Raw genomic sequence first — 16,648 nt, 5'->3', positions numbered from 1 at the left:
TCACGCCCTGGTTCCGACCACAGGCGCGAGGCCCGCGGAACGCTCGACGGCGTCCTTGTCGCCGCATTCCACCAGCCAGTTGGCGAGCATCCGGTGCCCCCACTCGGTGAGCACCGACTCGGGGTGGAACTGGACGCCCTCCACCCGGGCGCTGCGGTGCCGCAGTCCCATGATGATGCCGCTCTCCGTCCAGGCGGTGATCTCCAACTCTTCGGGCACCGTTTCCCGTTCGACCGCCAGCGAGTGGTAGCGGGTCGCGGTGAACGGCGTCGGCAGCCCGGCGAAGACCCCGCGGCCCTCGTGGGTCACCAGGGAGGTCTTGCCGTGCAGCAGCTCCGGCGCCCGGTCCACCACGCCGCCGTACGCCACCGCCATGGACTGCAGCCCCAGGCAGACGCCGAAGACCGGGACGTCGGTGGCGGCGCAGTGACGCACCATGTCGACGCAGACCCCGGCCTCCTCTGGGGTGCCGGGCCCGGGGGAGAGCAGGACACCGTCGAAGCCGTCCTGGGCGTGGGCGAGCTCCACCTGGTCGTTGCGGAGCACCTCGCACTCGGCGCCCAGTTGGTAGAGGTACTGGACGAGGTTGAAGACGAAGCTGTCGTAGTTGTCCACGACGAGGATGCGCGCGCTCATCGGACGGCCGCCCTCCCCTCGTCGACGGTCACGTCCCCGAACGGCAGCAACGGCTCCGCCCACGGGAAGACGTACTGGAACAGCACATAGACGGCGGCGAGGACCAGCACCAGCGAGATGACTGCCTTCACCCACACGTTGCCCGGCAGATGCCGCCAGATCCAGCCGTACATGCGCCGCCTTCCTGCCTTCCGTGCCCGTGCCTCGCCCAAGATTAGCCCGACAAACCCTCCGGCATACCGTCCTCCACAGGCTGTGTGGATTCCAGGTGCCCCCAGGTGATGAGCCGGTGGCCGTGACCCCACTCGGGATCGCAGGTGGTGAGGGTCGGATAGCGGCCGGGAACGGTGTACACGGACCTCTCCGGGACCGGATCGGTCACAGCGACGTCGGTGGGCACGGTGCGGTAGGGTGCGCGGTCGATCTCGTAGGTGTACCAGGGTGCGCCTGTCGGTCAGGACGACCTCGTCGCCCTTGCGCAGTCCGGCGAAGTCCTTGAACGGGTCGCACGCCGGTCCAGAACAGCACGTAACAGACGAAGAGCACGATCAACACGCCCCCGGTGATGCACAACTCGCTCAGCGTCCGCACCACCAGGCGCATGCTCACCCCACAGGCTTGGCGTACTGCAGATCCACTGTGCCGGAGTAGCCGGGGAGAGTCACCCGTCGTTCGTCCTCGACTTGCCAGCCGAGCCCGTAGGCCTGGACGTACTGCAGGTAGTTCTGGATCGCGGGGCTGGCGTCGAGCGCCTTGTGCAGCTTGTCCTGGTCGCCGACCGCCGTGATGGTGTACGGCGGGGAGTAGACGCGGCCCTGCAGGATGAGCGTGTTGCCGACACAGCGCACCGCGCTGGTGGAGATCAGCCGCTGGTCCATCACCTTGATGCCGGAGGCGCCGCCCGCCCACAGCGCGTTGACCACGGCCTGCAGGTCCTGCTGGTGGATGACGAGGTCGTTCGGCTGCGGATTCGGCACGCCCGGGACGAGCGGGGTCGCGTCCGGCGGCGCGTCGTTGAGGGTGACGGAGACGGCGGGACCGGTGAGCTTGACGGTGCCGGCCTCGACGCCGAGCCGCGCCAACTGCTCCCGGGTGGCGTCGCTGACGCCGCTGTCCGTGTGGGCGAGTCCGTCGACGTCCTTGCGCACCCCGGCGAGCTCGTTCTCCAGTTGCTCGTTCTGCCTGCTCTTCTCCTGGACGCGGTCCGACAGGCGCAGCAGCGGGTCGTCGGTGCGGATGTCCAGGCCCTTGGCCGTGTCGAAACTCATCCAGAACAGCAGACCGGCCATGGCGAAAACCCCGGCGCTGAGCACGCGAAGCACCACAGACCGGGCGGATAGGCGGCCCGGGGAGGCGCCGACCGGATTGCTCACCGTAGCCTTATCTCCTTCCAACCCGAGGAAGCACTACGCTAACGGACGCCCGGAGGCGTGGTAGTCCCTGCCGTCCGGCCGCACATACAAGACGTCACACGCGCGGTTACGCAGCGCATCGACAGGAGAGTCCCTCGTGCCGAAGTCACGGATCCGCAAGAAGGCCGACTTCACCCCGCCCCCGGAGAAGACCGCCCCCATAAAGCTGAAGTCCGGCCGCGGCTGGGTGGCTCCGCTCATGCTGGCGCTGTTCCTCGTCGGCCTGGCCTGGATCGTCGTCTTCTACGTGACACAGGGCAGCTACCCGATCGAGCAGCTGGGCAACTGGAACATCGCCGTCGGCTTCGGATTCATCGCGGGCGGGTTCGTCGTGTCCACGCAGTGGAAGTAGCAGCTCGCACAGTTATCCACAGGCGTCATCCACAGTGTTGAAAAGGTCGCACGATCTGTGGATAACCATCAGCCGGTTGACACCGGTGTGACCGGTGGTCCGATGTACGGACCACCGGTCTTTCGTTGATCTTGCAGGTCAGACACGGTGTGTACGAGCACGCGCACGGCTTGCCCACAGGATGCACAGGAGGCCTCCGCCTCTCTGTGGATAACGTCTGATCAACGGTGCGCGTTACGGCCTAGCCGGAGATGTCCGCGACCCCGGCCCACACCGTGACCGCCACGGCGAGCAGCATCACGGCGCACGTCCCCCACTGGACCAGCGCCCGGTGCGAGCGCGGCGCGTACGCCATGGCGACGGCGATGACCGCCCCGGTGACGAGGCCGCCGATGTGCGCCTCCCGGCTGATGTTCGCCCAGGTGAAGGTGAACAGCAGATTCAGCCCGAGCAGGATCAGGACGGGCCGCATGTCCATCCGCAACCGCTTCACGAAGACGGCCATGGCGCCGAAGAGCCCGTAGATCGCACCCGAGGCACCGAGCGATCCCGCGGCCGGTGCGGCGAGCAGTACCACCAGCGCGCTGCCGCCGAGCCCGGAGATCAGATAGAGGGCCAGGTAACGGCTACGGCCGAGCAGCGTTTCCAGCGGACCGCCGATCCACCACAGCGAGAGCATGTTGAAGGCGATGTGCCAGATCTCCTGGTGGAGGAAGACCGAGCTGAGCAAGCGGTACCACTGACTGGGCCCCTCGGCCACGCCGACGCACTGCCCCAGGCCGTTGCAGGCGCGGCCGACCAGCGCGAGGTCGTAGGCCAGCCGCGGGCCGAGCACCTGGACCAGCAGGAAGACCAGCAGGTTCAGCCCGATCAGGATCTTGGTGACCAGTCTCGGGTCGCCCGCGACCGAGCCGCCCGCCACCGTGCGGGGTTCCGCGGCCTGGGCGGCGCGACGGCCCTCGCGCACGCACTCCGGGCAGTGGAAGCCGACCGACGCGTTGATCATGCACTCCGGACAGATCGGCCGCTCGCAACGGGAGCAGCGGATGCCGGTCTCCCGGTCCGGATGCCGGTAGCAGCGGACGGCCTGGTCGGTCATGTCTCAGCCCTTCGCAGCGGAATCGCCCCGCCCGTCATACGCGCGGACGGGGCGTTCTGGTTCCCGGGACCCTAGCGACGCTCGATCACGACGCTCTGGATCACGACGTCCTCCACCGGCCGCTCGGTGCGCGGGTTGGTGGGAGTGGTCGCGATGGAGTCCACGACCTTCTGGCTGGCGGGGTCGGTGACCTCGCCGAAGATGGTGTGCTTGCGGGTGAGCCACGCGGTCGGCGCGACCGTGATGAAGAACTGGGACCCGTTGGTGCCCGGGCCGGCGTTCGCCATGGCCAGGAGGTAGGGCTTGGTGAAGGCCAGGTCCGGGTGGAACTCGTCGGCGAACTGGTAGCCGGGGCCGCCGGTGCCGTTGCCCAGCGGGTCGCCGCCCTGGATCATGAAGCCGGAGATGACCCGGTGGAAGACCGTGCCGTCGTAGAGGCGGTCGTGCGAGGTCCGGCCGGTGTCGGGGTCCGTCCACTCACGGGTGCCCTCGGCGAGCTCCACGAAATTCTTGACCGTCTTCGGCGCGTGGTTCTGCAGCAGCCGGACGGTGATGTCCCCGTGGCTGGTCTTCAGGGTGGCGTACAGCTGCTCGGCCACGGTCTTACCTTCCCTAGTCCTCACTGACAGGGACAAATCCTCGCACGCCAGGGCTTCCCCCACGCAACTGTCGCGCCGCAGGTCATCCGGTGGCATCGTCGGTGGATGCCCCCCTTGACCCGGATGCCCGCGCGCACATGCCGGACCGCGCGGTGGCGGGCATGATTTCAAACCGGGTGGAAAGGCGAAAACCGAACGCCACCGAGGAGGAGGTTCTCGTGACCCGCATCGACAGCGTGCGCGACGCAGCCGAGAGGACAAGGGACAGCGTGCGGCACGCCGCGGACGCGGTGGCGCCGTACGCCGGCACAGCGAAGCTCAACGCCGTGCACTACGCGGACGAGGCCAGGCTGTACCTGGCACCGCGGGTTTCGGCGGCCGGGCGGCAGGCCCGCGCCGCGGCCCGCACGCGGTACGACGCGCATCTGGCGGCGCGCGTCGACCAGGCCCTGTCAGCGGTACCGCCGGGCGTCCAGCAGAAGGTGGGCACCGCCGCCCGGCGCACCCGTGAGACCGCCCGTCAGGCGGCGGAGTTCACGGGCCCGCGGGTGGGCCAGGCCATGACCACCGTGCGCAGTGTCGCGGCCCCGGCCGCGGAGGAGGCGGCCGCCCGCAGCGCCGCCGCGGTCGCCGTGCTGCGCAGCCACGTCACGGCGGACGACATCCGCAAGCTGGAGCGCCGTCGCGAGCGCCGGGCCCGCAACGGACGGTTCGCCAAGGGCCTGCTGCTGGCGGGCCTCATCGCCGGCGCGGGCTTCGCGGCGTGGAAGTGGTGGAGCAAGCAGACCAACCCCGACTGGCTGGTCGAGCCGGCGCCCGCCACCGAGGTCGCAGACCGCGCCTCCCTCAACGGCGGCGTCGGGGCCGACGCGTCGTTCGGCAAGGTCGACGGCTCGCCGGTGGACGCCCTCGACCCCGAGGTGCAGGCCAAGCAGGCGGAGGCGGAAGCCGACGACCGCCGCGACCGCGGGGACACCCACCCGTGACGTGACGGCCCGACACCGGGGGCGGTGTGACACGACACGAGCGGAGGGCGACGAACCCGTGACGGGTTCGCCGCCCTCCGCTCGTGCGCATCCGTCACCGTCCGGACGGCGCGGGCAGCGGCAGGACCTCGTCCTCGGCCTCAGGGTCGGGGATCTCCGCGGGCACCCCGCGCAGGGTGCACAGCGCCACGACGGCGCCGACGGCGAGCAGCGCCGCCCCCACCACGGCGGTGACCTGGACGCTGTGGCTGAAGGCGTCCTTCGCGGCCGCCAGCAGCGCCGCCCCGTCCGCCCCCGGCACCCGGACGGCCGCCTCGGCGGCTCCGCCCACCGACTCGCGGGCGGCCTCCGCGGCGCCCCCCGGCAGCCCCGCGGGCAGGACGAGCGCGTCGCGGTAGACCGCGCCGAGCAGCGAGCCGAGGATCGCGATGCCCAGCGAACCGCCCATCTCCATGGCGGTCTCCGAGACGGCGGCGGCCGCGCCGGTCCGCTGCTTGGGGGCGCTCGCCAGGATCGTGTCGTTGGTGACGGAGACGATCAGGATGATGCCCGCGCCGTTGACGACCAGCGGCGCCAGCAGCTCCCAGTACGGCGTCCCCGGCGCGGCGAGCCGGCCGAGCAGCGCGGTGCTCGCGGCCAGCAGCAGCAGCCCGAGGGCCACCACCCGTGCCCGGCCCAGTCGCGGGATCAGCGCGGTGGCCAGCGGAGCGGCGAAGGCCGCGGCCAGCGGGCCGGGGAGCAGCGCCAGGCCCGCGGTAAAGGGCGACCAGTCGCGGACGACCTGGAAGTACAGGGAGAAGGCGAGCGACAGCGTGGACGAGGCGAAGATCATGACCAGGTTGGCGCCGACCGCGCCGCTGAAGGCGGGGTTGCGGAACAGCCGCAGGTCGATCAGGGGCTCCTCGACCCGCACCTGACGGCGGGCGAACAGCACCAGCGACGCCGTGCCGACCGCCGCGGCGATCCACACCGGCGCGTGGTCCGCGCCGTCCCGGAAGCCGGCCTTGATCGCGTAGATGGCGCCCAGCACACCGACGATCGACAGCGGCACGCCGGCCCAGTCCAGCCGCCCCGGCCGCGGGTTGCGGGACTCCGGCAGCAGCAGGGCACCGGCCACCAGGACGACAGCCATGAGCGGGACGTTGATCAGGAAGACCGAGCCCCACCAGAAGTGGTCCAGCAGCAGTCCGCCGACCACGGGGCCGAGCGCGAAGCTCGCGGCGCCGATGCCGCTGCTGATCCCGATCGCCGTGGTGCGCTCCTTGGGGTCGGTGAAGGCGTGGCGCACCACGGAGAGCGTCGAGGGGACCATCGCCGCCCCGGCGACGCCGAGCAGCGCGCGCCCGGCGATCAGCGCCTCGGGGTTCGGTGCGTAGGCGGTGAGCATGGACGCCACACCGAAGGCGGCGGCGCCCAGCAGCATCATCCGCTTGCGCCCGAGCCGGTCGCCGAGGTTGCCCATGACGACCAGCAGGCCGCCCATGGCGAAGCCGTAGATGTCGGAGATCCACAGGATCTCGGTGCCGGACGGGCCCATGTCCTTCAGCAGCGAGGGGATGGCGTAGTTGAGCACGCTGTTGTCGATGCCGAGGAGCATGGCGGCCAGGCAGCAGACGGCGAGTGCGGCCCACCGGTGGCGGGCCGGGGCCGCGGCAGCGGTGTCGTGAGTGCTTGCGGGATTCGTCATGTCCGGCACAGTGCGCGCGGGCGCTGACCGGCCGCGCACCGCGTGCTGACCGGCGGCTACGGGTGCCCGGTCAGCACGGTCAGCGCCCGCAGCGCCCGGTCGGTGGGGAGCCCCGCACCGCGCGCGTACGCCTCGTCGTGGGCCGGGTCGCCGAGGGCGGCGCGTACGGCGTCCTCGGTGCGGGCCGCGTCGGGACCGGCCGGCACCTCCGGGCCGCGCAGCGCGCTGCCCACGCCCAGCAGTTCGGCGGCCCGCGCCGGGTCCCCCTCGGCGAGCGCGAGCCCGGCGAAGGCGTCGGCGAGGCCGGCCGCCAGCGGCAAGTCGCGGGCCCCGTGCTCCACCCCCGCCGCCTCGCGGAAGTGACCGCGGGCGCGGGCGGTGTCGCCCTCCTCCTGGGCGATCCTGCCGAGGGCGATGTGCGCCTCGGCGCGGGCGCTCTCGCCGGTGTACCAGCCGTCCAGGCACTCGGACAGGGCCAGCCCCGACAGCCGGCGTGCCTCGGCGAGGTCGCCGGTCAGCCGGGCGCACTCGCCGAGGCCCAGGTGGGCCCCGGCGAACATCTCCCGGGCGCCGCAACCGCGGGCCAGCTCCAGGGCGCGCGTGAAGTCGGCGCGGGCCTCCTCGTACCGTCCGGCCCGCAGGCCGCACCTGCCGCGCTCCGCGAGCAGTTCGGCGACACTCTCGGTGGCGCCCAGCCCGGCGGCGTGGCCGAGGGCCTCGTCGATCAGCCCCACGGCCCGCACCACGTCGCCCCGGGCGGCGGACAGCCAGGCCAGCTGGGTGAGGGCCATCGTGGTCCCCCAGCGGTCGCCCAGGGCGCGGAACCCGGCGAGAGCCCGTTCGAACTCCGTCTCGGCGGCGGCGATGTCACCACCGACCATCCACGCGCGGAACCCGGAACCGATGTGGACCAGGGCCCGCTGCCAGGGCTCGACGAGGCTCGCCGCGCCGTCCGCGTACCGGGCGTACGTCTCGTCGTCCGGCACCCCGGCGAAGGGCGCCCAGAGCAGATTGAGCACGGGGTAACGGCGAGCCATCCCGCCGAGCCCGGCGACGACGTCCGTGGCGGCGGCCAGGTGGACGGCGAGCTCGGCCTGGTCGGCGCTGACGGAGGCGGCGGTGATCACACACAGCGCGTACTCCTCCGCCAGCCCCGGCGGCGCCGCGGGCCCGGTCGCCGCCAGCAACTGACGGGCCGCCCGGGCGCCCTCGTAGCGCATGCCGCGCAGCATCCAGTACGTGCACAGGGCGGCGAGCAGCCGCAGCGCCAGGGCGGTGTCGCCCGCGGCCACCGAACCGCGCAGCGCGGCGTGCAGGTTGTCGTGGTCGGCGGCGAGCCGGCGCAGCCACTCCAGCTGCTCGGCCCGGCGCAGCCATGGGTCGGCGGTCAGCGCCAGGTCGAGGAAGTACACGGCGTGCGCCCCCCGCAGCGCCTCCGACTCGCCCGTCTCCGCGAGGCGTTCGGCGGCGTACGCCCTGATGGTCTGGAGCAGCCGGTAGCGGACGCCGCCGTCACCGCCGCCCTCGCCTTCCGGACGGTCCACCATCACCAGCGACTTGTCGGCGAGGGAGGCGAGCAGGTCCAGCACGTCCTCCGCATCGATGGCGGCACCGTCCGCAGCACCGGCCGGGGGTCCCGCGCAGATCGCCTCGGCGGCCGGCAGCGTCCAGCCCCCGGCGAAGACGGAGGCCCGGCGCAGCACGGTGCGTTCGTCCTCGGGCAGCAGCTCCCAGCTCCAGTCCACGACCCCGCGCAGGGTCCGCTGGCGGGGCTGGGCGGTGCGGCTGCCCCGGGAGAGCAGCCGGAAGCGGTCGCCCGGCCCGGCGAGCACGTCCCCGAGCCGGTCGGCGATGTCGGCGGCGGACAGCGACCGCAGCCGGGCGGCGGCCAGCTCGATGGCGAGCGGGACGCCGTCCAGGGCCCGGCAGATCCGGGCGGCGGCCTCGGCGTCGGGCACCCGGCCGGACGGGCTCACGGCGGCGGCCCGCTCCAGGAACAGCCGGACGGCAGGGGAGCCGAGCACGTCCTCCTCCGGAGCGCCGGGGGCCGGCAGGGGCAGCGGCTCCAGCGGGCAGAGCGTCTCGCCGTTGACGCCGAGCGCCTCCCGGCTGGTCGCCAGGACCCGCAGGAGCGGGCAGGCGGCCAGCAGCTCCGCGCCGATGCGGGCGACGTCGTCGACCAGGTGCTCGCAGTTGTCCAGCACGAGCATGAGGTGCCGGTCGGTCAGCGCGGCCGTGAGGCGGGCCGGCAGCGAGCCGTCCGGGCCTCCGGTCTCCCGCCCGGCGGTCCCGGGAAGCAGGCCCGCCTCCCGCAGGCCCAGCGCCCCGGCGATCGCCTGCGGCACCTCGGAGCCATGGGTGAGCCCGGAGAGGTCAACGAAGCAGACCTCGCCCGTGTGCCGGCCGGCCGCCTCCACCGCGATACGGGTCTTGCCCGCGCCGCCCGGGCCGGTCAGCGTGACCAGCCGGGCGTCACGGAGCCGCGCACCGATCCGGGCCAGCTCCTCCTCCCGGCCGATGAAGCTGGTCAGCTGGGCGGGCAGCCCGTGCCGGAGGACGGGCCGCCCGCCCGGGCCTTCCACGGACGATGTTTCACGTGAAACACCCGAAGCCCGGCCATCCGGCGCGCCGGCGGCCCCCGCGGTGCCCCCGGGGGCCGCCGGCGGCGCGGCACGGGAGGGCGACGGCGCGCCGCGCAGCACCTCCAGATGCGCCTCCGCCAGTTCAGGACCGGGGTCCGCACCGAGGGACTCGGCGAGCTCACGCCGTGCGTCCTCGTACACCCGTAGCGCCTCGGCCTGGCGGCCGCAGCTGTACAGCGCCCGCATCAGCTGGGCCCGCAGTCGTTCCCGCAGCGGGTACCGGGCCACCAGCTCCCGCAGTTCGGCCACGAGTTCCTGGTGGTGCCGGGCGTCCAGCGCCAACTCGGCCGCGATGCGGTCCTCGACCGCCGCGATCCGCAGTTCCTCCAGCCGCGCCACCTGCGCCGGCGCGAAGGGCGCGTCGCCCACGTCCGCCAGGGCGGAGCCCCGCCACAGGCGGAGCGCGCCGCGCAGCAGCCCGGCGGCCCGCCCGGGCTCACCGGCCGCCAGCGCCTCCCGTCCCTCGGCCGCGAGCCGCTCGAAGCGGTGCACATCCACCTCGTCCCGGGCGACGACGAGGCGGTAGCCGCCCGGATGGCGCTCGATCGGCACACCCAAGGCCGCACGCAGCCGCGAGACCTGGGACTGCAGCGCGTTGCCGACCCCGGCGGGCGGCTCGTCCCCGTACAGCCCGTCGATCAGCCGCTCGGTGCTGACGATCCGGCCCGCCTCCAGCGACAGCATCGCCAGCAGCGCCCGCCGTCCCGGGCCTCCGACGGCGGCGGTGCCCCCGTCGTCCCGCAGCGCTCTCGTCTCCCCCAGAATGCCGAAACGCACGCCGCCGATTCTGCCGCACGGGTCCACGACCGGCACCAGCCCCCGGGGACACGACAGGCCGGGACCTCACTGAGGTTCCCGGCCCGGTCGGACGGTGTGGAGCCTAGGGGAGTCGAACCCCTGACATCCGCCATGCAAAGACGGCGCTCTACCAACTGAGCTAAGGCCCCGTGCCGCAGACCAGCGTACCGGCTGCGGAGAGGATCACCGACCGAGTATCGGGGGTCCGTAGGATGACGGGCAAGTTCGCGGCCGCAAAGGTCCCCCGTCAGGAGCCCGCAATGGACACCTCCCAGCCGGACGCCACCACCCGCGTCCAGGACATGCAGCGCACCTGGTACGGCGAGCCGCTCGGCGTACTGTTCCGCCGGCTCATGGAGAACCTGGGGCTGAACCAGGCGCGGCTGGCGGGGGTGCTGGGGCTGTCGGCGCCGATGCTGTCCCAGCTGATGAGCGGACAGCGCGCGAAGATCGGCAATCCGGCGGTCGTACAGCGGCTCCAGGCGCTGCAGGAGCTCGCCGCGGAGGTGTCCGGCGGAGCGGTGACCGCGGCCGACGCCGTACCGCGGATGGAGGAGATCCGCGGTTCCGAGGGCTCGCCCCTGCTCGGCACCACCCAGAGCGCGACCGGAGCGCCGCTGCCGCCCGCGCGCAGGGTCGTCCACGAGATCCGCTCGCTGCTGCACGGGGTGGCCTCGCCCGCCGAGATCGCCGAGGCGGCCGGCTTCCTCGCCCAGCGCCACCCCCAACTGGCAGAGTTCCTCCGGGTGTACGGCGCCGGGCCGGCCGACGCGGCCGTCCGGGACTACGAGGCGCGGAAGCAGGGGGCGGACGCACGCCATGGGTGAGCTCTTCGCCGGCCGGTACGAACTGGTCGATCCGATCGGGCGCGGCGGGGTGGGCGCGGTGTGGCGTGCCTGGGACCGGCGGCGCGGACGCTACGTGGCGGCCAAGGTGTTGCTGCAGAGCGACGCCCACGCCCTGCTGCGCTTCGTCCGGGAGCAGGCGCTGCGCATCGACCACCCGCACGTCCTCGCCCCCACGAGCTGGGCGGCCGACGACGACAAGGTGCTGTTCACCATGGACCTGGTGCGCGGTGGCTCGCTGTCGCACCTCATCGGCGACTACGGCCCGTTGCCGGCCCGCTATGTCAGCGGTCTGCTCGACCAGTTGCTCTCCGGTCTGAGCGCCGTGCACGCCGAGGGCGTGGTGCACCGGGACATCAAGCCCGCGAACCTCCTGATGGAGGCGACCGGCACCGGGCGCCCGCACCTGCGGCTGTCGGACTTCGGGATCGCCATGCGCAAGGGGGAGCCCCGGCTGACCGCGGCCAACTACGTGGTGGGCACCCCGGGTTACTTCGCCCCGGAGCAGCTGCTCGGCGCCGAGCCGGACTTCCCCGCCGACCTGTACGCCACGGGGCTGGTCGCCCTCTACCTGCTCAGCGGCAGCAAGCCCGACGCGGAGGCGGTCGTCACCCAGTACGCCCACGGCATGCCGCGGGCCCCACAGGGCGTCCCCGGCCCGCTGTGGGAGGTGGTCGGCACCCTGCTGCAGCCGGACCCGGAGGCCCGCTTCCGCACCGCCGCGGGCGCCCGCAAGGCCCTGGCAGCGGCGGTGGAACTGCTGCCGGACCCGGAGCCGGACGAGGAGGCCGTCGAGGTCTTCGACCAGATCGGGCCGCTGCCCGCGGGCTTCTCCCCCGACGGTCCGGCGGACCCGGCGCCGTCGGCGGAGGAGACCGGGAGCTTCCGCCTACCGCCGCCCGCGCCCGCCCCGCCGGCGGCCGCCACCGCCCCGGCACCGCCCACACCGCCGACGCAGGCGCCGGTCACCCCGGGGCCCACCCGTCCGTACACGGCGACCGTGGCGGGTGCCGGCGCCCCGGTGGCCGCCCCTGCCGCAGCCCTCGCCCCGCCGCCGCCGGCGCCCCCGGCCGTCGCCCCGGCGACGCCCGCCGCCCCTGCCGCTGCCCCTGTCGCCGCACCGGCACCCGCGCGCCGGCCCGGCCCTCCTGCCAAGGTCGTCGTGCCGATGCTGCTCGTCGCGGCCCTCTGCCTCGCCTTCGGCTTCTGGGCCCTGTCAGCGTCCTGAGGCCGCGGCCGGCCCGCGCCGCGCGGTCACCGTCCAGACCGCCAGCGACAGCAGCAGCACCGTGCCGGCGCCCAGGGCCGCGAAGCCGAGGGCGCGCAGCAGCGGGTTCCCGGAGCCGGGCTCTCCGGGGAGGTCCAGGTCCTCGCCGGGGTCACCGGCGTACGACGGCCCCGGCTGCGCCGCCCCCTCGACGTTGACGCGCAGCGTGACGGGGACGGCTCCGTCGACGAAGCCCGCGACCTGCGGGTGCACCGACACCGCCACGTAGTAGAAGCCGTCGAAACGGGCCGCAGAGACGGCGTCGCCGCTCTCGTAGCGGTTGGCGTAGGCGACCTTCCCGGTCGTGGCGGTGACGGAGGTCTGCTCGCCCGAGTAGGAGGCCGTGTCCGTGCCGATGAAGGCCCAGCGCGGGTTGTAGACCTCCACGCGTACGCCGGAGCCGCTGAAGCCGCCCGGCTTCGTCACGTCCGCGTTGGCGAAGTCGGCCGCGACCCAGGCCTGTTGCCCCCAGCCGACCGGCACCCGGTAGAAGCGCGTCTGGCCGGGCAGCACCGCGTCCTTCCAGACCCCGGTGCCGAGGACCCCGGCATGGGCGAAGTCCGCGCCGCCGGTGGTCCCGTGGGCTGTGCCGCTCGCGGGCACCGGTGTCTGCGTGCCCGGATTGAGGGCGGGCCCGGGCGTGGCGCCGTCGGTGAGCCCCGGCTCGTTGGTGAAGCGGATCTGCAGCGGCCAGGGCGCGGCGTCCGAAGTGCCCTGCGATTTACGGGTCACCTCCAGGACGTACGCGTGCGCCTCCTGACACGGGCCGTCCTCGCCGATCGTGCGCTTGACCCAGGTGCCGATCGGTCGCGCCGCCCCGTCGTCGGAGAAGGTCCGGTAGTCGCTGTCGCAGCGGGTGCCGTCGGTGCTCGTCAGCGTCAGCTCGATGCCGTCCCCGTACGCCACCTCGGTGCCCGGGCGGGGCAGTGCGAAGACCGCGAGGTAGGCCGAGTGCACCGCGTCCAGGTCGAGGGCGTAGTTCCGGCCGCCCTCATCCGCCGCCAGGGTGTCCCGGTACAGGACGCCGGGCTTGAGTCGCGGGGCGTCCGCGGTACTCGCCCGGCCCCGTACCTCCACGCCCTGCGGCTGCCAGGAGGGGACGGCCGGGTCGGCGGACGCCGCACCCGTCGCTCCCGCCAGCAGCGCGAGCGCCGCCGCCACCGATGTCAGTGCCCTGCGGATCATGCCCCGTCCCTCCGCCTGCGGCCCAGCAGGGCCACCGTCCCGACCCCGGCGAGCGCCACCGCGCCGCCCGCGGCCGCGGCGACCACGTCGGCCGCCGTCATGAAGCCACCCCCGTCCCCGGGGGCGCCGGCCGCGGCGGTGTCCGCCTCCCCGGCCGGCGTCCGTTCCCCGTCGTCCCGGCCGACGGCCGGACCGCCCCCGCGCGCGGGCGCGTCGTACTGCGGGCCGGCCAGTTCCGTACCGGTCACGTTCACGCGCAGGACGACCCCCACCGCCGCGTTCCGCGCCAGCCCCGCCGCACCCGGCCCGAGCGACACGGCGACGTAGTGCTCGCCCGCCGTGCGGGCGCCCCGGGCACTGCCGCCGGCGACCCAGCGGTTGGTCCACGTCACCGGCACCGTGCCGAGCCCCACGGACAGCGGCCGCCCGTAATAGCCGCGGCGCTGCAATGCCCCGGAGACGTCGTCCAGCGGCTGCCGTCCCGGCCCGTAAGCGGCCGTCGCCACGAAGGACGAGGCCGTGGACCCCCCCTCCAGGAGCGGCTCGTTGGCGAAGTCGGCGGTGTACGTCAGTCGCTGTCCCCAGCCGACCCGCACCTTGTAGAAGCGTGTCTGGCCGGGCAGCAGCGTGTCCCGCCAGATGCCCGTGCCGAGCCTGCGCGCGTCGTTGAACCCCGTGCCGCCCTCGACGTCCCGCGGCGCGCCCGTCAGGGCCGCCGGCGGGTCCCCGTAACGGGTCGCGGCCGGCGCCGGGGTGGCGCCCGCCGCGAAGGGCCGCTCGGTGCCGTACCGCAACTCCAGAGGCCAGCGGGCCCGGTCGGAGCCGGCGGCGCTGGTGCGGTGCACGGAGAGCACGTAGCGCCCCGCCTTGTCGCAGACACCGTCCCCGTCGTCGCCGGGGATCCGGCTCACGGCGCCGCCGATCACCATCGCGCCCTCGTCCTGCCCGAAGTGCGCGGAGTCCGAGCCGCAGGTGAAAGGGTATGTGCCGGTGCCGGCCAGCCGGAGTTCGACGCCGTCCCCGTACGCGACCTTCACCCCGGGCCGCGGCACCGCGGTCACCGCCAGGTCGGCCGTGGCGGCCGAGTCCAGCGTCATCGCGTACCAGCGGGTCTCACCGGGCACGATGTCGTCGACGTACTGGCCGGGGGACAGGCCGGGAGCACCGGCGGCGCTCGTCCCGCCGGTCACCCGCCGGCCCTGGAGGCGGTACGCGTCCGCGCTCAGCCGGGAGGCCCGGGTCAACTGGCGCACGAGCGAGGCGGCGTCGGGGGCGTCCCGGTAGCTGCCGTGACCCGCTTCGGCGATGCACTCCAGCTGCTCGCGGGCGCCGCCGCGCACCTGGAAGCCGATGGTGTCGATCCGCAGGTCCACGCCCTGTCCGGCCAGCCGTGCCGCCACCTCGCAGGGCTTCGGCGCCCCGCAGGTGTCCTCGCCGTCGGAGACCAGCACGATCGTCCGCCGCCCGCCCCCCGGCAGGTCGGCGGCCGCCTTCTCCAGCGACAGCCCGATAGGGGTGTCCCCCTTGGGCCGCACGCCGGCCACGGCCCGCTTCACGGCGTCGCGGTCCAGCGGCCGCACGGGCTCCAGCAGCCTGGTGTCGTCGCAGCCGTGCTGCTGGCCCGCGCCGTAGACCCGCAGCCCCGTCGGGTAACCGTCCGGCAGCGCGTCCACAACGGCGCCGACCGCCTTCCTGGCCGCCGTCATGCGGGCGCCCGCCATGGAGCCGGAGGAGTCCAGCACCATGACCAGCCCGTCGCCGTCGCCGACGGCCCGGGCCCGTGCCGCCTCGACCGGGCCCAGCAGGGCGCCCAGCACGGCGAGCCCGCACGCGGCGGCCCACAGCGGCCCCACCGGCCCGCGTGGCAACGCCTTTCCTCGTCGCATGTGCTGTCCCCCTCGCACATCGTCGGCCTCAGCGAAGCTATTGATTTGCGACAGCAAATACAAGCGGAACACGTCACGGTCGGGCAACAACGACGCGGACATGACGGAGCCCCGACCACATCGTGATCGGGGCTCCGGGAATCCTTTGTCCGGGCTGAGCCGTCTCAGACGCTCGCGCCGGAACCCGCCGGAACAGAGTCCGTGGCCTCCGTCCACAGGTCCTGCTCGGCGCGGTCCGCCTGGATCTGGCGGTACACGAGGAGACCGCCGATGGCGGCCAGTGCGACCAGGAGAAACTTCTTCACCGCGCGACCTCGTCCTTCTTGCGTTGGGGGTCTTCCGACGGGCCCGACTATACACACCGGTCGATATCGAACGGTGACCTGCCACCGGAACCAACTCCGCCGGCGCGCTCAAGGAAACGGCCCGTACGGATCATCCGTACGGGCCGTTCACGCGGTGGGGCTAACAGGACTTGAACCTGTGGCCTCTTCCTTATCAGGGAAGCGCTCTAACCGTCTGAGCTATAGCCCCGCGCTGCGTTGCGTTGAAAGATTAGCGCACACGGGGCCGTGGCCCAAAATCGGTTACTCGTCCTCCGCCAGCGTCAGCTCGATTCCGCCCACCATGCCGGCCGACATGTTGTAGATGAAGGCGCCGAGCGTCGCCAGCGCCGTGGCCAGCACGACGTCGATGACCGCGATGACCGCCGTGAAGGTCAGCACGCGCGACAGCGACAGGAACGACACCAGGTCGAAGCCGCCGTCCGAGCCGGACGAGGTGGCCTCGCTTAGGGTGCCGCCGACCGTGGTGAAGACGCCGATGGCGTCCATCACCATCCACAGCACCGCGACCGCGATGACCGTGCAGATGCCCAGCGCGATGGAGAGCAGGAAGCTGACCTTCATCACCGACCACGGGTCGGCCTTCGCCACCCGCAGCCGCGCCTTGCGCGTGCGCGGCACGGTACGGGCCGCCGGACGCGGCTGGCGGACGCCCGCGGCGGCGGGCGGACCGGCCGGGGGCGCGTACGCCTGGGGCGGCTGGTGCGGGCCCTGGGGCGCCTGCTGCGGCTGCTCGGCGACCGGGCCGCCGGGCACGCCGCCGCCATACGTCTGCTGCTGCACGGCGTGCTGGTGCTGCGATGGACGGGTGTCAGTCACGGTGATTCCCCCCTGGTGCGGGCCGTTGTCCGTACGTGGGCCAGGGGCACCGCCGATCGCGTCCGGAAGGGCGGCCGGCATCGGCTGCCCC

Annotated in this window: 15 protein-coding genes, 2 tRNA genes and 1 pseudogene; 4 read left to right on the top strand and 14 right to left on the bottom strand. The window is 73.5% G+C overall.

Features of this window, described 5'->3' with window-relative positions; genetic code table 11:
- The 4 genes and pseudogenes from ACRWNP_RS01415 to ACRWNP_RS01400 all read right to left on the bottom strand — a co-directional run bounded on the left by ACRWNP_RS01415 (window position 1) and on the right by ACRWNP_RS01400 (window position 2,009).
- Window positions 1-636: an aminodeoxychorismate/anthranilate synthase component II gene (locus ACRWNP_RS01415; RefSeq protein WP_431958988.1), complete on the bottom strand. Its 636-nt coding sequence runs from the start codon at window positions 634-636 to the stop codon at window positions 1-3.
- Window positions 633-809: a hypothetical protein gene (locus ACRWNP_RS01410; protein WP_431958987.1), complete on the bottom strand. Its 177-nt coding sequence runs from the start codon at window positions 807-809 to the stop codon at window positions 633-635. Before ACRWNP_RS01410 ends, ACRWNP_RS01415 begins: the two co-directional genes overlap by 4 nt.
- Before the next feature lie 41 nt (window positions 810-850).
- Window positions 851-1,142: pseudogene (locus ACRWNP_RS01405) on the bottom strand (sortase domain-containing protein); the annotation flags it as partial.
- A 99-nt stretch (window positions 1,143-1,241) separates the two neighbouring features.
- On the bottom strand, window positions 1,242-2,009 hold the full coding sequence (locus ACRWNP_RS01400) for a DUF881 domain-containing protein (RefSeq protein WP_431958986.1): 768 nt from the start codon (window positions 2,007-2,009) through the stop codon (window positions 1,242-1,244).
- A 136-nt stretch (window positions 2,010-2,145) separates the two neighbouring features.
- Between ACRWNP_RS01400 and crgA the strand changes: the two genes are divergently transcribed.
- Complete coding sequence (gene crgA, locus ACRWNP_RS01395; protein WP_431958985.1) at window positions 2,146-2,400, top strand: cell division protein CrgA; 255 nt, start codon at window positions 2,146-2,148, stop codon at window positions 2,398-2,400.
- A gap of 241 nt (window positions 2,401-2,641) precedes the next feature.
- Here crgA and ACRWNP_RS01390 read toward each other — a convergent pair whose 3' ends face one another.
- Window positions 2,642-3,499, bottom strand: a complete 858-nt coding sequence (locus ACRWNP_RS01390; protein WP_431958984.1) for a rhomboid family intramembrane serine protease — start codon at window positions 3,497-3,499, stop codon at window positions 2,642-2,644.
- A gap of 71 nt (window positions 3,500-3,570) precedes the next feature.
- Window positions 3,571-4,098, bottom strand: coding sequence for a peptidylprolyl isomerase (locus tag ACRWNP_RS01385; protein WP_431958983.1), 528 nt, complete (start codon window positions 4,096-4,098; stop codon window positions 3,571-3,573).
- 218 nt (window positions 4,099-4,316) lie between these two features.
- Here ACRWNP_RS01385 and ACRWNP_RS01380 point away from each other — a divergent pair, with 218 nt between their 5' ends.
- On the top strand, window positions 4,317-5,084 hold the full coding sequence (locus tag ACRWNP_RS01380; protein WP_431958982.1) for a DUF5324 family protein: 768 nt from the start codon (window positions 4,317-4,319) through the stop codon (window positions 5,082-5,084).
- 94 nt (window positions 5,085-5,178) lie between these two features.
- On the opposite strand, the gene ACRWNP_RS01375 is transcribed toward ACRWNP_RS01380, so the two are convergent.
- From ACRWNP_RS01375 to ACRWNP_RS01365, 3 genes are all read right to left on the bottom strand, one after another.
- A complete protein-coding gene (locus tag ACRWNP_RS01375) occupies window positions 5,179-6,771 on the bottom strand; it encodes an MFS transporter (protein ID WP_431958981.1) in 1,593 nt (530 codons plus the stop codon).
- Window positions 6,772-6,827: 56 nt separating this feature from the next.
- Window positions 6,828-10,190: a BTAD domain-containing putative transcriptional regulator gene (locus ACRWNP_RS01370; protein WP_431958980.1), complete on the bottom strand. Its 3,363-nt coding sequence runs from the start codon at window positions 10,188-10,190 to the stop codon at window positions 6,828-6,830.
- A gap of 97 nt (window positions 10,191-10,287) precedes the next feature.
- A tRNA-Ala gene (locus tag ACRWNP_RS01365) sits at window positions 10,288-10,360 on the bottom strand.
- Between the two features lie 111 nt (window positions 10,361-10,471).
- On the opposite strand from ACRWNP_RS01365, the gene ACRWNP_RS01360 reads away from it, so the two are divergent.
- Together ACRWNP_RS01360 and ACRWNP_RS01355 are read left to right on the top strand one after the other, a co-directional pair.
- Window positions 10,472-11,038 carry a helix-turn-helix domain-containing protein gene (locus tag ACRWNP_RS01360; RefSeq protein ID WP_431958979.1) on the top strand — a complete coding sequence of 189 codons (567 nt, stop codon included), beginning with the start codon at window positions 10,472-10,474 and terminating at the stop codon, window positions 11,036-11,038.
- Window positions 11,031-12,284, top strand: a complete 1,254-nt coding sequence (locus ACRWNP_RS01355; RefSeq protein WP_431958978.1) for a serine/threonine-protein kinase — start codon at window positions 11,031-11,033, stop codon at window positions 12,282-12,284. Before ACRWNP_RS01360 ends, ACRWNP_RS01355 begins: the two co-directional genes overlap by 8 nt.
- On the opposite strand, the gene ACRWNP_RS01350 is transcribed toward ACRWNP_RS01355, so the two are convergent.
- The 5 genes from ACRWNP_RS01350 to ACRWNP_RS01330 form a co-directional block, all read right to left on the bottom strand.
- Window positions 12,273-13,508: a hypothetical protein gene (locus ACRWNP_RS01350; protein ID WP_431958977.1), complete on the bottom strand. Its 1,236-nt coding sequence runs from the start codon at window positions 13,506-13,508 to the stop codon at window positions 12,273-12,275. The two genes, ACRWNP_RS01355 and ACRWNP_RS01350, sit on opposite strands and share 12 nt — an antisense overlap.
- A complete protein-coding gene (locus tag ACRWNP_RS01345; RefSeq protein WP_431958976.1) occupies window positions 13,505-15,394 on the bottom strand; it encodes a vWA domain-containing protein in 1,890 nt (629 codons plus the stop codon). Before ACRWNP_RS01345 ends, ACRWNP_RS01350 begins: the two co-directional genes overlap by 4 nt.
- A 164-nt stretch (window positions 15,395-15,558) precedes the next feature.
- Window positions 15,559-15,699: a DLW-39 family protein gene (locus ACRWNP_RS01340; protein WP_018559211.1), complete on the bottom strand. Its 141-nt coding sequence runs from the start codon at window positions 15,697-15,699 to the stop codon at window positions 15,559-15,561.
- Window positions 15,700-15,854: 155 nt separating this feature from the next.
- Window positions 15,855-15,928: transfer RNA gene (locus tag ACRWNP_RS01335), tRNA-Ile, on the bottom strand.
- A 53-nt stretch (window positions 15,929-15,981) separates the two neighbouring features.
- Entirely contained in the window at window positions 15,982-16,638 is a 657-nt protein-coding gene (locus tag ACRWNP_RS01330; protein ID WP_431959219.1) for a DUF3566 domain-containing protein, read from the bottom strand.
- Between the last annotated feature and the right edge of the window lie 10 nt (window positions 16,639-16,648).

The organism is Actinacidiphila sp. bgisy160 (assembly GCF_965342435.1).
Taxonomy (GTDB): domain Bacteria; phylum Actinomycetota; class Actinomycetes; order Streptomycetales; family Streptomycetaceae; genus Actinacidiphila.
Note: the sequence above shows the minus strand (reverse complement) of the source record. Positions and strands in the feature narration are given on the sequence as shown.

Excerpts from the sequence above, each read along its gene's own strand:
- ACRWNP_RS01415 (WP_431958988.1), bottom strand. The coding sequence starts at position 636 with ATGAGCGCGCGCATCCTCGTCGTGGACAACTACGACAGCTTCGTCTTC.
- ACRWNP_RS01410 (WP_431958987.1), bottom strand. The coding sequence starts at position 809 with ATGTACGGCTGGATCTGGCGGCATCTGCCGGGCAACGTGTGGGTGAAG.
- ACRWNP_RS01390 (WP_431958984.1), bottom strand. The coding sequence starts at position 3,499 with ATGACCGACCAGGCCGTCCGCTGCTACCGGCATCCGGACCGGGAGACC.
- ACRWNP_RS01375 (WP_431958981.1), bottom strand. The coding sequence starts at position 6,771 with ATGACGAATCCCGCAAGCACTCACGACACCGCTGCCGCGGCCCCGGCC.
- ACRWNP_RS01360 (WP_431958979.1), top strand. The coding sequence starts at position 10,472 with ATGGACACCTCCCAGCCGGACGCCACCACCCGCGTCCAGGACATGCAG.
- ACRWNP_RS01355 (WP_431958978.1), top strand. The coding sequence starts at position 11,031 with ATGGGTGAGCTCTTCGCCGGCCGGTACGAACTGGTCGATCCGATCGGG.
- ACRWNP_RS01350 (WP_431958977.1), bottom strand. The coding sequence starts at position 13,508 with ATGATCCGCAGGGCACTGACATCGGTGGCGGCGGCGCTCGCGCTGCTG.
- ACRWNP_RS01345 (WP_431958976.1), bottom strand. The coding sequence starts at position 15,394 with ATGCGACGAGGAAAGGCGTTGCCACGCGGGCCGGTGGGGCCGCTGTGG.
- ACRWNP_RS01330 (WP_431959219.1), bottom strand. The coding sequence starts at position 16,638 with ATGCCGGCCGCCCTTCCGGACGCGATCGGCGGTGCCCCTGGCCCACGT.